The organism is Legionella sp. 39-23 (assembly GCF_001897665.1).
GTDB classification, from domain to species: domain Bacteria; phylum Pseudomonadota; class Gammaproteobacteria; order Legionellales; family Legionellaceae; genus Legionella; species Legionella steelei.
This window is the reverse complement of record NZ_MKTO01000002.1, coordinates 58,880-74,028: the sequence shown is the minus strand read 5'-3', so window position 1 is coordinate 74,028 and position 15,149 is coordinate 58,880. Positions and strand designations below refer to the sequence as shown.

The following is a 15,149-nucleotide window of genomic DNA, read 5'->3' as shown; positions in this document are numbered from 1 at the left end:
TGTCATCCCTTGCTGTGCTCGTGATGACGTGGGTTTAGATTCGTTTAAAATCATTCATATTGGCTCAATCTAACCTTTGGTAACAGAGTCCAATTGTTGGCGCATGGAGTCAATTGTTTCTTTATAATTTTTGCTTTTGAATACCGCAGCACCGGCTACAAATTGGTTTGCTCCTGCACGGGCTAAAGTAGCAATATTTTCTATGGTTACTCCACCATCGACACACAGATCAATGTGGGGATAGAGTTTACGAATTTGAGGGATTTTATCGATAATTTCCGTGATAATTTTTTGCCCGCCAAAACCAGGATTTACGGTCATTACCAATACAAAATCGAGTTTATGGGCGCACCATGTCAGCACCTCAATAGGGGTTGCTGGATTTAATACAAGTCCTGCCTCACATCCTAAATCTTTTATCAATTTTAAGCTGCGATCCAAATGTATTGTTGCATCGGGGTGAATACTAATTCGTTTTGCTCCTGCTTTCCCAAATGCCTCAATTAATGTATCTACAGGTTCAGCCATGAGATGGACATCGATGGGAAGTTTAGGGAAACGTTTGAGCAAGGCCTCACAGAAAGCAGGGCCAAATGTTAGATTGGGAACATAATGATTATCCATTACATCAAAATGTATGAAATCAGCTCCTGCATTCATAACGGCTTCTACTTCGTTGCCTAGGCACGTGAGATCAGCAGACAAAATCGAGGGTAAAATATGATAAGTCATAGAGTATTTTTCTAATTTGGGCGAATAGGTATATCATATGCTGTCTTGGAAAAACATTCCATGATGTTAAACTAAAGAGTTTGCATTCAAATCGATTTTTTTAAGATTGTGGTTCTTAATAAGCTCACGTTCAGGTTTTCCAGAATGCTTTGTATCTTGAAAATTTGGTCAAAATATGAGACAATGTGTCTTTATTTCAGCACTTGTAATTTGGAGGTTATCTCAATTATGATAGCCAAATTACAGAAAGCTAATCATGCTTTTTAGGAAGAATAATATGAGTCAAAACTGGCCTACCAGAGACAAAGATTTACAAGCTGCCCGCGTGATTATGGAAGAGTACGCTAGTGAACGTGAAAGTGATTCGTTAGGTCTTTTTGAAATTGTTGTGGATCAAGCGGAGAAAAAAATGGATTTTCGTTTGTCTGGTTGGGTTATCGTTTTAGCAAAGCATTTTAATTCAATGTATGGCGTGAGCCAGGGTGACTTTGTAACTCGGCAAATTATCACGCGTTGTTTGACTCAGGGACAAACATTGCATTAAATTTTCTCGGTCCCTTAGGGGATAATCTACTAAATGCTCTATTCATAAATCTACTTCTAGCCTGGGTGCGGCGCAGCGAAACCCGGGTTTCGGCCTCGTTGGCTTTGCACCCAGGTTATTTTTTAGAATTCAAACAAATACTTATTGTAATTTTGTTTGTATTCATCGGAATTTTGAAATTGGACTAGTGCTTGGTTTAGCTGCGTTAATAAGTCTGCATTAGCAGGATTAATGACTATTCCATAACCATATCCATACATATAGGGCGGTCCCATTAATTGAAACATATCTCCAGAGTTAGATGCCCAATAAATAGCGGTCGCATTGTCCATTAGAATGATGTCTACAGCGCCATTGCTCAAGGCTGCGAGTTGGTCCTCAATACCGGAATATTCCTTAACATTAGGATTATTAACGCCCATTTGCTTTAGTTGTTCTAAAAATACAGTACCGGTTTCTAATCCTATTCGTTTCTTGTTTAAAAGATCCAGGCTAAACGGTTCTTTTGAATTGGATCGTTTTCCTAAAAATCGAGAGTAACTGAGTAGATAGGGTAAGCTGAAATTGACTATTTTTGCACGTTCATTAGTAATCGTGATTGAGCTGACTGCAACATCTAATTTATTGTTAGCCACTGCATCAATTAATTTATCAAAACGCATGACATGAAAGACGCACGTTCTATTCATAATTTTGCATAGATTGTTCATCATATCCACATCAAAGCCATAGGCTTCTTTGTGGGTTCCTTGCATGACGAATGGCGGGTCAAAACTTTCAATCCCTACATTGAGTGGTTCGCCTAGGGCAAACAGTGATGATGTGAAACAAATAAATGCAATGAGAATTAATCGAGTCATTTTTAATATGAAATTATTATTGATTTTTATAGATTATAACGAGAGTATTAATTTTGGGAATGAAAAATATAAAATTTATGCAAATGGAAATCCCTAAGCTATTGGAATCAAAAGCATGGTTCATTGAAAAACATCTGGCGGATTTACAACACCCCCTGCATGACAAGGTCATCGAGCTACTCCTTGTTAGTGATTATGCATGTCGACAGATTCAATTATTAAAAACATTACTCCAAGATGATGAATGTCGTTCTTTGTTGTCTCGAGAGGATTATTTTCACTGTTTGCAGGCCGTGTCATTTAGTTTGCCTCAGGCGGCTTATTTTCGTACATTGCGGCAATTTCGTAACACCCATTTTTTGCGGTTACTTCTTCTTGAACTAGCAGATATTGCCAGTACGGCACAGGTTATGCGTGCATGGTCTGATTGCGCTGATGCGCTTATTTTGCATGCAATCAATTATTGCAAACTGGAATTATCCCGGCGTTATGGTGTTCCACGCGATGAAAAAGGAAATGAAGTCGAATTATTTACTCTAGCCATGGGGAAATTAGGAGGTAGAGAGTTAAATTACTCCTCAGATATTGATCTCATTTTTGCCTATACAGTGGTGGGAGAAACTGATGGTGAGGAGCGCATCGATAATCAGCACTATTTTAGTCGCTTAGTACAACAGTTCGTGCAGACGTTACAAAATGTAACTCCTGATGGCTTTGTTTTTCGAGTCGATATACGCTTACGCCCCAATGGAGACAGTGGCCCACTGGTTTCTAGCTTGGCTGCAATGGAAACTTATTACCAAGAGCAGGGTCGTGATTGGGAACGCTATGCTATGGTGAAGGCACGGGTTATTACTGAAACAGCGGATGAGGTGCTCCCCTGGTTTGAGCGTTTGATTGTACCATTTGTTTACAGACGCTATGTGGATTTTAGTGTGATTGAATCATTACGTAGTATGAAGGCTATGATTGAGCGGGAAGTGCAATTAAATCCACGATTAGATGATATAAAGCGTGGCAAAGGCGGGATCAGGGAAGTCGAGTTTGTTATTCAAAATTTTCAGTTAATTCGTGGTGGTCGTTTACCGCAATTACAAGTACAAAATGCTCTGCTCGCACTTACTGTTTTAAAGCGAGAACAATTATTACCGCACACCGATGCTTTAAAACAAGCTTATTTGTTTTTACGTAAACTCGAAAATACACTTCAGAGTTTAAATGATCAGCAAACCCACTCTTTACCCGAAGATCTGGTGAAACAAGAACAAATTATTTTGGCTATGGGCTATTTGTCTTGGGAGGATTTGCTTAATAAATTGCATAAATATCAACGCATTATTAGTTATGCGTTTCATTCAGTGCTTGGTAAGGTCAAAGATTATGAAGATGAGAAAAGATTATTAGCAAATCAATTAGCTAGCCTTTGGCAAGGGCATGTCGAAACCAGTATGGCAATTAATTTGCTTACTAGTTTAGGTTTCGCAAATGCGTCACATTGCTATCAAATGATTCATTCTTTCCGTCACAGCCCTCGCTGCCGACGTCTTACGCAAGGCGCGCGTATGCGTTTGGACCGATTTATGGTGATGTTGCTTGCGGAACTGACGCATGTTGAAAAAACGGATGAAGTGTTATTGCAGGTGATGCATTTACTCGAAAATATAGTAGGTCGCAGCGCTTATCTTGCTTTGTTAACGGAGAATCCTCAGGTTTTAACTGAATTATTATTTTGGTTTGCGCAAAGTCCATTTATTACCTCTTTATTAGTGAACCAACCTTTTTTGTTGGAAGTCCTGTTGGATCAGGACGAAGAATGGCGCCCGCAATCATTGCATCAGTTACAAGGACTATTAGTTGAAAGATTAACCCATCATCATGATGTTGAAGTACAAGAAGAAATACTGCGTCAATTTAAGTTAACTAATTGGTTAATGGCAGCACGAGCAGAACTTTATGGCTTTTGCAATGCCGTACGCATTGGTCAATTTTTGTCTGATGTGGCTCAAGTCATTGTCAACCAGGTATTAATCATTGCCAGTGAGCAATTGTGTATGCGATATCCGGAAATGCAGCAGGTAAAAACCCTCTTTGCAATTATTGCTTATGGAAAATTAGGTAGTCGTGAAATGAATTATGCTTCTGATTTGGATTTGGTGTTTTTGCATTCGGCACCACTGTCTGAGGAGGCATTGATTACTCGTTTAACGCAAAAAATTTTACATATGCTAACTACTCGCTCTCAGTCTGGGGTTTTGTATACGGTAGATACGCGTCTTAGGCCTTCTGGAGCAGCCGGGTTATTGGTAAGTCATGTTGATGCCTTTGTCGAATACCAAAAAAATCAAGCATGGACATGGGAACATCAGGCCTTATTAAAAGCACGCATTCTCAGCGGACATAGTCGGATTAGACATACCTTTATACAGTTAAAAAAATCAGTTTTGTTGTTGGCGCGTGACAAACCGACACTACTGCAAGATGTATTGGCGATGCGATCCAAAATGGAGCAATACCAAGATAGGAATCCTATTTCTGAAGGGTTACTGGATTTGGAATTTTTAGTACAGTTTTTAATCCTACATTTGGGTGATCCTTCTTTAGCTCGTTATACACATACATTAAGCCAACTCCAGCATTTGTTATTAGCAGGCGTTCTAAGCAAAGAACACTATAGCCTTTTAAAGAAAGCATATAAGAAACACCATAAATTATTGCATCAGAATTTACTGCGTCCAGGAGTGATGAGCCAAAAAAATATGCAGGATGAGATATTGAGCGTGTGTAAAGAACTTTTTAATCAATTGCAGTAAATCGATATAAAGAACCCGGGTTACGGCTTCGCTTGCACCCAGGCTACAATAATAAATGTAGCCTGGATATATCGCAGCGAAACCCAGGTATCAAGTTAACTGGCTATATTTGTGAATTCTGCATAGAGATCATAATCATCACTATCGGTAATAACGACCTCAGCAAAAGAGCCCACTTTAATGCCAGGAGTTGGTGGCAAAATAACGAGACCATCGATTTCTGGTGCGTCGCTTTGACTGCGTGCAATAATTTGCTCTGAATTGACCTCATCAATTAATACGGTTTGCACACCGCCAATTTTATTCTCTAATTTATCACGGCTAATTTCTGCTTGTAATTGCATGAAGCGATGGTAGCGCTCTTCTTTAACTTCCTCTGGCACTGGGTCGCTTAACTCATTCGCTTTCGCGCCTTCAACAGGAGAGTATTTGAAACATCCCACGCGATCTAATTGAGCTTCCTCAAGAAAGTCGAGTAATTCCTCAAACTCTGCTTCTGTTTCTCCAGGAAAGCCGACAATAAAGGTCGAACGTAATGTAATATCCGGGCAAATTTCTCGCCAGGAAGCGATACGCAGCAAAGTATTTTCACTACTTGCAGGTCGCTTCATTGCTTTAAGCACTCGTGAATTAGCGTGTTGTAATGGGATATCTAAATATGGAAGAATCAGCCCATCTCGCATTAAAGGGATAATCTCATCTACATGTGGGTAAGGGTATACATAATGCAGACGGATCCAAATACCTAATTCCCCTAATTGTTCGCATAAATCGTAAAAACGTGTGTCAACGTCTTTTCCTTTCCAGTTTATAGGTTGATAACGGGTATCCACACCATAAGCGCTTGTATCTTGGGAAATCACTAAAATTTCATTAACACCTGCATCTTTTAATTTTTGAGCTTCAGTTAATACTTGTGCCATTGGGTAACTTTGCAATTTTCCACGCATGGTAGGAATAATGCAAAACGTACATTTTTGATTGCAGCCTTCAGATATTTTTAAGTAGGCATAATGGCGTGGCGTTAATTTAATGCCCTGTGGTGGAATCAGTTGCGTAAAAGGATCTGCAGGGGGAGGCAGGTGCTGATGAACTGCATTAACGACTTCTTCATAGGCATGTGCGCCGCTAATATGCAGCACATCAGGGCACGCCTCTTTGATGATCTCGGCTTTGGCACCTAGACAACCCGTAACAATAACACGTCCGTTTTCGGCCATTGCTTCTTTAATAGTATCCAGAGACTCTTTAACGGCGCTATCAATAAACCCACAGGTATTAATTACTACAACACCTGCATCTTGATAACTGGACACTAATTCATATCCCTGTGCACGCAACTGGGTAATAATGCGTTCGGAATCTACCAGCGCTTTGGGACAACCCAGGCTAACAAAACCTACTTTATGATTCATAAAACTCTAACTGTAAAAAAAGTGAACGAATTATACCTCTTATTGAGTATTTTTGTCGACAGGATTAGGGATAAAATTATTGGAGTATCATTTTTTTACGTGAACATATGCCTGACTGTAAGCATGCTCGAAAAATAACGGTAGAAGAGGCCCTGGTTGCAAGCAATCAGGCTAGGGGGGATTGATAAATAATATGGACGTTTACACAATGGCAAACAGCCAATATTTTGGAGGCAGCCCGAAAATGGAGGCTCTGTTTCATCAAGATAAAGAACCTAAATTGCATAGCAATTAGAGGGTACAAAGTAATAGTGCTAGACCATGGATGGATTCCCTGCCTGCGTGGGGCATGACAGCTGAGCCAGGGCGTTTTAGCTGTTTCATTTCAGTCTATTTGTTTTAGCGTTTTTAAAAATTTATTTGCAGATACTTCTCCAACCAACTTGAGATTATTCAGTTCTTTGCCTTGCGCATCAAAAAATATAAACGTTGGCGGTGCCACAACATCAAAGTACTTGAGTAGGGCTTTATTTTCCGTTGTGTTTGTTGTGACATCTACTTTAATGACTGTAAAACGAGCTAAAGCTTTTTGTACACGAGGGTCTTTAAACGTTGTTGCTTCCATAACTTTGCAGGATGTACACCAGTCAGCATAAAAATCAAGCATCACCGGTGTGCCTTCAGCATCAGCTAAAGCTTCTTTTATGATGCTTAGATTCTGTTTTTGTAGTGTTTTAACAGGAGCGTTAACTGGTACTGCATTTGCTGATTGTGCCGTGGTTAAAGGTTGTAACGGATTGCTTGCCCCCATACTGGCGCCAACCAAAATCAAGAAACCATAGACTAGTAGAATGAGCCCCATTCCTTGATTGAACTTTTCGCGATGTGTTGCTGAATAAGTGAGCGCACCGCAGTAAATTCCTGAAAAAATAAGCAAACTGGCCCATAAGATCATTCGGACTAAGGGGGGCGCAATTCGCGAAATGAGCTCAATGGCAACAGCAATAAAAATAATACCAAACAGCGCTTTGATGGTATTCATCCAACTGCCTGTTTCAGGCAACCAACGACCAGCAGAAGTACCAATGAGAAGTAAGGGGGTTCCCATTCCCAGGCCTAAAACAAATAAGGTCAGACAGCCTAAAAGAATATTTCCGGTTTGGGCAATGTAAGTTAATACCCCAATTAATGGTGCTGTAACACAAGGTGAAAGGATTAGGGTAGATAAACAGCCCATGATTGCGGCCCCAACATAGTGGCCACCTCTTTGGTTGCTGGAACCATGTATTTTTGCTTGCCAGGAATGCGGTAACTTGAATTCATAAAATCCAAACATGGATAACGCCAATAGCAAAAAAATCAGGCTAAATACACCTATAGCCCATGGTGATTGCATGCTAATTTGCAGATTGGCGCCCAGTAAAGCAACTACAGCACCAATGATTGCATAGGTAATTGACATGCTGAGCACATAGCTTAATGAAAGGAAAAAAGCTTTTCTCGTCGTAATGGTCTTACCATGACCAACAATAATTCCAGATAAAACTGGAACCATAGGTAAGATACATGGCGTAAACGATAACAGCAAACCAAAACCATAAAAAGTAATCAAAATGAGGAGCCAGTTGTTGCTTGAGAAGACTTTTGTGATTCCATCGTTTTGAGGTTCTTCGGTGACAGCTGGCTGAGTATTGCTTGGTTGCTCCAGGCTCGCTTGTGTTAAAGCCAAACTGTCATCAATAGTTAGCTGAATCGTTTTGATTTCCGGTGCATAACAAAAGCCATCATCTGAGCATCCTTGATAGTGTAAATCAACTAAAGCTTTTCCAGGTTTATTTCCTAAAATACCTACAGGAATGGTGATTTGATTGCGATAGACGGTATACACATGTCCTTGCTTATCTACTTTTTTCTCTGTAGGAGGAAGCCGAAGAGTACCTAATTGAATTGCACTGTTGGGTTTGGTACTTAATTTAATACGTTCACTATAAAGAAAATAATTGGGTTTTATCTGAAAATTGATGGCGAACGTATTAGGATCCACCGTAGTGACATTGACATGAAATACTTCTGCAGCAGGAAGCGGGTTTGCATGCAGAGCAAATGTGGTTATAAAACAAAGCAACAATAAAAACCATTTTCTCATTATGAAACCTTTATAATAAATGTAGTCTGGGTGCAGGAGGCTTAATATATATTGTAACTATATCAGAACATTGTATGGTGTGAAAAAAATTAAAGCTAAAATTTTTTTTATTTTTACCCTTGAAACTCCTTTCCTAGCCCCCATATGTCAGTCAGTAACATTGCAAATTGACTTTAAAGATTAATTAATCAGGAGATAGAAGCATGAAAATTCGTCCTTTACACGATCGAGTTGTTGTTCGTCGTATGGAAGAAGAACGTACTACAGCAGGTGGTATTGTTATTCCAGATAGCGCTACTGAAAAACCAATGCGTGGTGAAATCGTTGCTGTTGGTGCTGGTAAGATATTAGACAACGGTGATGTTCGCGCTTTAGCAGTAAAAGTGGGTGATGTTGTTCTATTTGGCAAATACTCAGGTACTGAAGTGAAAATCGACGGGAAAGAACTGGTTGTGATGCGTGAAGACGACATCATGGGTGTAATTGAGAAGTAAATTGTTTCATTAGGAGAGAAAGAGAATGGCTAAAGAATTACGTTTTGGGGATGATGCCCGTTTACAAATGTTAGCTGGTGTTAATGCATTGGCTGATGCGGTACAAGTGACTATGGGCCCACGTGGTCGTAATGTGGTATTAGAGAAAGCTTACGGCGCGCCTACTGTAACTAAAGACGGTGTATCTGTTGCAAAAGAAATCGAATTTGACCAACGCTTCATGAATATGGGTGCGCAAATGGTTAAAGAAGTTGCATCTAAAACTTCTGACACTGCTGGAGATGGTACTACTACTGCAACTGTATTGGCACGTGCGATTGTTGTTGAAGGGTACAAAGCAATTGCTGCTGGTATGAATCCTATGGATCTGAAGCGCGGTATCGACAAAGCAGTTACTGCAATCACCAAAAAATTACAATCTATGTCTAAGCCTTGCAAAGACAATAAAGCAATTGCTCAAGTAGGTACTATTTCTGCTAACTCTGATGAAGCAATTGGTTCTATTATTGCTAGTGCAATGGATAAAGTAGGTAAAGAAGGTGTTATTACTGTTGAAGACGGTAATGGACTTGAGAATGAATTATCTGTTGTTGAAGGGATGCAGTTTGATCGCGGTTATATTTCTCCATACTTCATCAACAATCAACAAAACATGACTTGCGAGCTTGAGCATCCATTCATCCTGTTGGTTGACAAGAAAATCTCTAGTATTCGTGACATGTTGTCTGTATTGGAAGGCGTTGCAAAATCAGGCCGTCCATTATTGATTATCGCTGAAGATGTTGAAGGCGAAGCTTTAGCAACTCTAGTTGTTAACAACATGCGTGGTATTGTTAAAGTGTGCGCGGTTAAAGCTCCTGGATTTGGTGATCGCCGTAAAGCAATGTTACAAGACATCGCAATTCTGACTCGTGGCGAAGTGATTTCTGAAGAAATTGGTAAGAGCTTAGAAGCTGCTACTTTAGAAGATTTGGGTACTGCAAAACGTATCGTAGTAACCAAAGAAAACACTACAATTATTGATGGTGAAGGTAAAGCTGCTGAAATCAACGCGCGCATTACTCAAATTCGTGCTCAAATTGAAGAAACTACTTCTGATTATGATCGTGAGAAATTACAAGAGCGTGTTGCTAAGCTTTCAGGCGGTGTTGCGGTTATCAAAGTCGGTGCTGCTACTGAAGTCGAAATGAAAGAGAAGAAAGCTCGTGTTGAAGATGCATTACATGCTACTCGTGCTGCTGTAGAAGAAGGTATTGTAGCTGGTGGTGGTGTTGCTTTAATTCGTGCACAAAAAGCTCTGGATTCTTTGAAAGGCGACAATGACGATCAAAACATGGGTATCAACATTCTTCGTCGTGCGATTGAAGCGCCAATGCGTCAGATCGTATCAAACGCTGGTTATGAAGCTTCAGTTATTGTAAACAAAGTATCTGAAAACAAAGATAACTATGGTTTCAATGCTGCGACTGGTGAATTTGGTGACATGGTTGATATGGGTATTTTGGATCCAACTAAAGTAACTCGTATGGCATTACAAAATGCTGCTTCTGTAGCTAGTTTAATGCTGACTACTGAGTGCATGATTGCTGATTTACCAAAGAAAGATGAAGCTGCTGGTGACATGGGCGGCATGGGTGGAATGGGCGGTATGGGAGGCATGGGCGGCATGATGTAAGCCTCTCTCATTCCTATTCCTTTAAAAACCCGCCTTAATTGGCGGGTTTTTTATTTGTAAGGGCTGTATCGACTCATGTCATCCCTACACCTGCCATTTTTGCTAACGAATACCTAACATGTACAGGGATGGCGAGAATTGTAAACAGCGCCTGGAATTTTTGAAACGTATCATCCACAATAAATGAGAACTATAAAGTCAGGAGTTATAATGGGAACAATAATTAAAAAAATGGAAGTAGTTTTGGCCGATACTTATGCTCTATACCTTAAAACGCAAAATTATCACTGGCATGTTAAGGGGGTACACTTTAAAAGCCTGCATGAATTGTTTGAAATGCAATATAAGGAATTGGCAGAAGCTGTGGACGCTGTTGCAGAGCGCATTTTAATCATGGGGCATAAGGCTCCCGCTACATTTACTGCACTGAATCAATTAAAAACGATTAAGGATGGCGATTCCAGTGCTGATGCGAATCGAATGGTAAGTGATTTAGCCCAAGATCATGAGACTTTAGCGAAAGATTTGAATGCAGCAATTAAACTGGCTCAGGAACACGGTGATGAAGGGACAGTTGCTTTGCTTAGTGAACGCATTGCTGCTCATGAAAAAGCACGTTGGATGTTGAACGCCTCTACGATTTAGTGTTCTGTTTGATATGTGTAGCCAGGGTGAAAGTCCGAAGGGCCGAAACCCGGGTTTCACTTCGCTGCACCCAGGCTACTTCTTAATTATTTTATTTTCGATTGCATTATTTTTCATTACCTTATTTTCCGCCCCTGGTTTTAAGACGATAATGCTAATGCGTCGGTTTTCAGGACTAAAGGGATCTTTTGCATTAAGAAGCTGGGTTGATGAAAAACCAGATACCCGTAAGACTCTATCAGGATCCAAGCCTGCTTTAACCAGAGCGCGACGAGCGGCATTGGCTCTTTGAGTGGATAATTCCCAGTTGGTATACTCAAGCTCCTCCGGATTATGGTAGGGATGGGCATCAGTATGTCCTTCAATAGTAATTTTATTGGGCACATTTTTAAGCAGTTTAGCAATCTGGGCAAAAATTAATTCCATTCCTGGATTGAGCTTGTCTGAGCCCACATCAAACATAGGTTTATTCTGATTGTCGATTAATTGGATGCGAAGTCCATTGTCTACTACTTCCATCAATAATTGACTCTTTAGGCCAGCAAGTGAAGGATCTTGTTGGATGCTTAAATTAATTTGTGATTTTAAATTTTCGAGTTTTTGAGTTTGCTCTTTATTTGATTGAATGACTTGAATGTCTTGAGCTACTTTACTCTGGGCGGATGCTTTATCGGTTGTGGAAACCTGCCCATTGGTGTCTTTGATATTGGGTCCGCCACCTTTAAGGTTAATTTGTTGATTGCCGACGTTTTTACCACCAAAGAAAGTGATTTTCATTGGTTGTTTAAAATATTCAGCAATACCGTCTTTTTGTGCTTTGTTTAGTGACGCAATCAACCACATCAACAAAAAGAATGCCATCATTGCAGTTACAAAATCGGCAAAAGCAATTTTCCATGAGCCGCCATGATGTTTGTGTTGATTTTTTTTGACTTTTCGAATTATTGGGGTTGAATTCGATTTTACTTTACTGGCGCTTTCACTCATCCTGTAACCTCATTAACTCGGAGTAGGTTCAGCAGCAGAGCTCTCCGAGCTGGATGAGGATGCCGCTGGTTTGAAATTTTTAATTTCGTCATTGAGCTGAGAAAAGGAGGGGCGTTGTGCCGAAAACAATACCTTACGTCCAAATTCAACTGAAATAATAGGAGGATTATTGTGCAGACTCGCCAGTATGGTTGCTTTGATACAGTGCAGCATCAACTGAGTTTGATTGGCATGATGTTCCATTGCTGATGCTACGGGACCAATAAATCCATAACCGATTAAAATACCTAAAAAAGTACCCACAAGTGCATGCGCAATCAGTACTCCCAGTTCAGGAGGAGGTAAATTAATCGATTCCATCGTATGAACTACACCAAGAACTGCAGCAACAATACCAAAAGCAGGCATTGCATCAGCAAGTTTCGCTAAGGCATTGGCTGGGATCATTTCTTCTTCATGATGTGATTCAATTTCCATGTCGATTAAGGCTTCAAGTTGGAATGGTTGCAGGTTCGATGAAACGATCAATCTGAGGTAATCACAAATGAACTCAATAACATGATGGTTTTTCATGAGAGAAGGATAGGAGTTGAAAATAGGGCTTTCTTCAGGTGAATCAATATCGGCTTCCAAAGACATTAATCCTTGTTGTCGTGATTTATTCAGCAGGTTGTATAACAGGCCTAATAAATTACTGTTGTTCTCTTTAATTGACTTTTCACCACGAAATACTTTCGGTAAGGCCTTTAACAGGGCTTTTAGTACAGAGGCACTATTCGCGACAATCAGCGAGCCTATGGCTGCTCCTGCGATAATGAGCAGTTCAATGGGTTGAAAAACTGCTGCAAGATGGCCGCCACCAAGAGCAAATCCGCCAAAAACACAGAGTAGTATGACTATATAGCCTATTATAATTAACATGTTTATTCGTTCTCCAAACCTTTATTTAAGATAATCGTGAACAACTCGACCATAAGGTAAAGTGAGATCTGTTAATAAATGCACACCATTTACTATACGTCGTATGGGAAGATTGGCTACTGGGGCTAATGCATGGTGTGATAATTGCAGTTGAGCTGGTCCTTGCCAAGCCCCTTTAATAACAACATCTTCAAGAAAATACTCAACCAACTCACAAATACGCACACTGCCGTCAACATGTGGAATTATCTTAAGTAAATAATTTGGTGCCTTCATGGATTCAGCTACCTTTTTGACATCGAGTGCTTCATATTTATAGCCCATAGTGGCGGTAGCAATGCGACAAGGTCCATATTCCAGGGTGCCTAATAGCGTTTCATGCACAACTTCCAGTTTGGGTTGGGCCAGTTTTTTAGGGAATCCCCAAATTTCACGACCACCTGCTATGGGGGGGAGATCATCCAAAAACATTGCATGGGTATAACTTCCCATTTTGCCTTTATATCGTACCGGTATGACTTGTCCTGATTCTGTATAGTCGCCAAATCCCGTTGAATCAGGCATACGAATGAATTCGAATTTAACTAAAGGCTCTACTACTTCTAATGGCGCTGGAACTACTTCGCGCAGCAAATCCATATCGGTTTCATAGGTAATTGTTAAAAATTCTCTATTAATAAAGCGATACGGGCCACGAGGATAAGATGGGCTGACGAGTGGCATGGCAAATGCTTGTTTTTTTACCTCTGCTTCATTCATTTTCAGACTCCTCTTTTAAATGTTTATTAGGGGACATATCGTAAACAGCAATACCTGTTGTTTGAGATACTTTCTTGTTCCAGGGAGATTTTTTAATTGCTCTTGTTCCATCAAAGTAGCCCCGGTTTATACGCTCTAAAATACTTTTTTGTGAAAACTCGTAATCTTTTGAAGAAAGTTCAGTTTCATCGTGCTCGCATAAAAAACGTACTACGGAGATCGTAGACTGATGCCCACGTGCGATACAAAGCTGCAGTTCGGGGTTTCCACGTTCTTCTTTGGGAACATAATGAGAAAGTATATGAATGGTGTTTTTTAATGCATGAATCTGTTGATACATTTCAATCGCTTTCGAAAAGCGGCTGGAATACTCTATATCTTTTTTACGCTTTATTACTTCGTCTATTGTTGTAGGATACAAGCCATAAGAGTCAAATAAATGAATCGCAAAGCAGAGCAGATTTTTGGGGCATCGATGTGCTGATAATACATAAGTTGCTGGCGAGTTGCTGGAAATCCCACCATCCCAATAATATTTTCCCTCAATTTCAACGGCCGGAAAACCAGGAGGTAATGCACCACTGGCCATAATGTGCTCAGGCTCGATTTTCGTATCTTGTGAATCAAAGTACACCATCTCTCCTGAGCATATTTCAACGGCGCCGACGCTTATGCGTGTTGCTTTGGAGTTGAGGCGATCAAAATCGACAAATCGCTCCAGGGAGGATTTTAAGTGTTGGGTATCGTAAAAACTGATGGTATTGGGTTTGTTATAATATCCCATGAGTAAGGGAGGAAAGCGGGGGGAAAAAAAGCCTGGTTGGCCCCATAATAAGGTAGATTGAGCTGATAGGAAATGCTCTGCCTTTCGACTTCCTTCATCATCGGGAAGTAGCTTGTTCTCGATTAGCGATGTGCTGGCAATGGTTTCCCAAAATTGTAACATTTTTTCAACGCGCACCCCTGGTGGATTGCCGGCTGCGATTGCTGCATTGATCGCCCCTATTGAGGTGCCAGCAAACCAATCGGGCTCATAACCGGCTTCATCCAAAGCATGCATAACGCCTACTTGATAGGCGCCTAAAGCCCCACCACCTTGAAAACAGCACGCAACGTGTTGGTGTTGTTTTATTTTACTTTTTTTCGTCCGGGCCATAGGAC

General features: G+C 40.4%; 13 protein-coding genes. 5 read left to right on the top strand and 8 right to left on the bottom strand.

Annotated elements, in window-relative coordinates; translation table 11 throughout:
* Positions 1–69: 69 nt before the first annotated feature.
* Entirely contained in the window at positions 70–732 is a 663-nt protein-coding gene (gene rpe, locus BGO44_RS00485; RefSeq protein ID WP_058511901.1) for a ribulose-phosphate 3-epimerase, read from the bottom strand.
* A gap of 277 nt (positions 733–1,009) precedes the next feature.
* Here rpe and BGO44_RS00480 point away from each other — a divergent pair, with 277 nt between their 5' ends.
* Positions 1,010–1,276 carry a hypothetical protein gene (locus BGO44_RS00480; RefSeq protein ID WP_058511902.1) on the top strand — a complete coding sequence of 89 codons (267 nt, stop codon included), beginning with the start codon at positions 1,010–1,012 and terminating at the stop codon, positions 1,274–1,276.
* Between the two features lie 122 nt (positions 1,277–1,398).
* On the opposite strand, the gene BGO44_RS00475 is transcribed toward BGO44_RS00480, so the two are convergent.
* Positions 1,399–2,136: a transporter substrate-binding domain-containing protein gene (locus BGO44_RS00475; protein WP_058511903.1), complete on the bottom strand. Its 738-nt coding sequence runs from the start codon at positions 2,134–2,136 to the stop codon at positions 1,399–1,401.
* A 59-nt stretch (positions 2,137–2,195) separates the two neighbouring features.
* Between BGO44_RS00475 and glnE the strand changes: the two genes are divergently transcribed.
* Entirely contained in the window at positions 2,196–4,946 is a 2,751-nt protein-coding gene (gene glnE / locus BGO44_RS00470; RefSeq protein ID WP_273197557.1) for a bifunctional [glutamate--ammonia ligase]-adenylyl-L-tyrosine phosphorylase/[glutamate--ammonia-ligase] adenylyltransferase, read from the top strand.
* Between the two features lie 95 nt (positions 4,947–5,041).
* Here the strand turns inward: glnE and rimO are convergent, their stop codons facing one another.
* On the bottom strand, positions 5,042–6,361 hold the full coding sequence (gene rimO, locus BGO44_RS00465; RefSeq protein ID WP_273197552.1) for a 30S ribosomal protein S12 methylthiotransferase RimO: 1,320 nt from the start codon (positions 6,359–6,361) through the stop codon (positions 5,042–5,044).
* Positions 6,362–6,746: 385 nt separating this feature from the next.
* Positions 6,747–8,507: a protein-disulfide reductase DsbD gene (dsbD, locus tag BGO44_RS00460; protein WP_273197549.1), complete on the bottom strand. Its 1,761-nt coding sequence runs from the start codon at positions 8,505–8,507 to the stop codon at positions 6,747–6,749.
* 203 nt (positions 8,508–8,710) lie between these two features.
* Here dsbD and groES point away from each other — a divergent pair, with 203 nt between their 5' ends.
* From groES to BGO44_RS00445, 3 genes are all read left to right on the top strand, one after another.
* Complete coding sequence (gene groES, locus BGO44_RS00455) at positions 8,711–9,001, top strand: co-chaperone GroES (protein ID WP_058511907.1); 291 nt, start codon at positions 8,711–8,713, stop codon at positions 8,999–9,001.
* Positions 9,002–9,026: 25 nt separating this feature from the next.
* A complete protein-coding gene (gene groL, locus BGO44_RS00450) occupies positions 9,027–10,676 on the top strand; it encodes a chaperonin GroEL (protein WP_058511908.1) in 1,650 nt (549 codons plus the stop codon).
* Between the two features lie 210 nt (positions 10,677–10,886).
* Positions 10,887–11,321: a Dps family protein gene (locus BGO44_RS00445; RefSeq protein ID WP_058511909.1), complete on the top strand. Its 435-nt coding sequence runs from the start codon at positions 10,887–10,889 to the stop codon at positions 11,319–11,321.
* Positions 11,322–11,396: 75 nt separating this feature from the next.
* Here the strand turns inward: BGO44_RS00445 and motB are convergent, their stop codons facing one another.
* From motB to BGO44_RS00425, 4 genes are read right to left on the bottom strand one after another with little or no spacing between them, the layout of a single operon-like run.
* Positions 11,397–12,308: a flagellar motor protein MotB gene (motB, locus tag BGO44_RS00440; RefSeq protein WP_273197543.1), complete on the bottom strand. Its 912-nt coding sequence runs from the start codon at positions 12,306–12,308 to the stop codon at positions 11,397–11,399.
* Between the two features lie 12 nt (positions 12,309–12,320).
* A complete protein-coding gene (gene motA, locus BGO44_RS00435; protein WP_273197541.1) occupies positions 12,321–13,229 on the bottom strand; it encodes a flagellar motor stator protein MotA in 909 nt (302 codons plus the stop codon).
* A gap of 21 nt (positions 13,230–13,250) precedes the next feature.
* Positions 13,251–13,988 (bottom strand): acetoacetate decarboxylase, encoded by a 738-nt coding sequence (locus BGO44_RS00430; RefSeq protein ID WP_058511912.1) that lies wholly within the window; start codon positions 13,986–13,988, stop codon positions 13,251–13,253.
* On the bottom strand, positions 13,981–15,144 hold the full coding sequence (locus BGO44_RS00425) for a patatin-like phospholipase family protein (protein ID WP_273197539.1): 1,164 nt from the start codon (positions 15,142–15,144) through the stop codon (positions 13,981–13,983). Before BGO44_RS00425 ends, BGO44_RS00430 begins: the two co-directional genes overlap by 8 nt.
* Positions 15,145–15,149: the final 5 nt, after the last annotated feature.

What these genes read in the sequence shown, in the direction of transcription:
- rpe (WP_058511901.1), bottom strand. Translation starts at nt 732, where the DNA reads ATGACTTATCATATTTTACCCTCGATTTTGTCTGCTGATCTCACGTGC.
- BGO44_RS00480 (WP_058511902.1), top strand. Translation starts at nt 1,010, where the DNA reads ATGAGTCAAAACTGGCCTACCAGAGACAAAGATTTACAAGCTGCCCGC.
- BGO44_RS00475 (WP_058511903.1), bottom strand. Translation starts at nt 2,136, where the DNA reads ATGACTCGATTAATTCTCATTGCATTTATTTGTTTCACATCATCACTG.
- glnE (WP_273197557.1), top strand. Translation starts at nt 2,196, where the DNA reads ATGAAAAATATAAAATTTATGCAAATGGAAATCCCTAAGCTATTGGAA.
- rimO (WP_273197552.1), bottom strand. Translation starts at nt 6,361, where the DNA reads ATGAATCATAAAGTAGGTTTTGTTAGCCTGGGTTGTCCCAAAGCGCTG.
- dsbD (WP_273197549.1), bottom strand. Translation starts at nt 8,507, where the DNA reads ATGAGAAAATGGTTTTTATTGTTGCTTTGTTTTATAACCACATTTGCT.
- groES (WP_058511907.1), top strand. Translation starts at nt 8,711, where the DNA reads ATGAAAATTCGTCCTTTACACGATCGAGTTGTTGTTCGTCGTATGGAA.
- groL (WP_058511908.1), top strand. Translation starts at nt 9,027, where the DNA reads ATGGCTAAAGAATTACGTTTTGGGGATGATGCCCGTTTACAAATGTTA.
- BGO44_RS00445 (WP_058511909.1), top strand. Translation starts at nt 10,887, where the DNA reads ATGGGAACAATAATTAAAAAAATGGAAGTAGTTTTGGCCGATACTTAT.
- motB (WP_273197543.1), bottom strand. Translation starts at nt 12,308, where the DNA reads ATGAGTGAAAGCGCCAGTAAAGTAAAATCGAATTCAACCCCAATAATT.
- motA (WP_273197541.1), bottom strand. Translation starts at nt 13,229, where the DNA reads ATGTTAATTATAATAGGCTATATAGTCATACTACTCTGTGTTTTTGGC.
- BGO44_RS00430 (WP_058511912.1), bottom strand. Translation starts at nt 13,988, where the DNA reads ATGAATGAAGCAGAGGTAAAAAAACAAGCATTTGCCATGCCACTCGTC.
- BGO44_RS00425 (WP_273197539.1), bottom strand. Translation starts at nt 15,144, where the DNA reads ATGGCCCGGACGAAAAAAAGTAAAATAAAACAACACCAACACGTTGCG.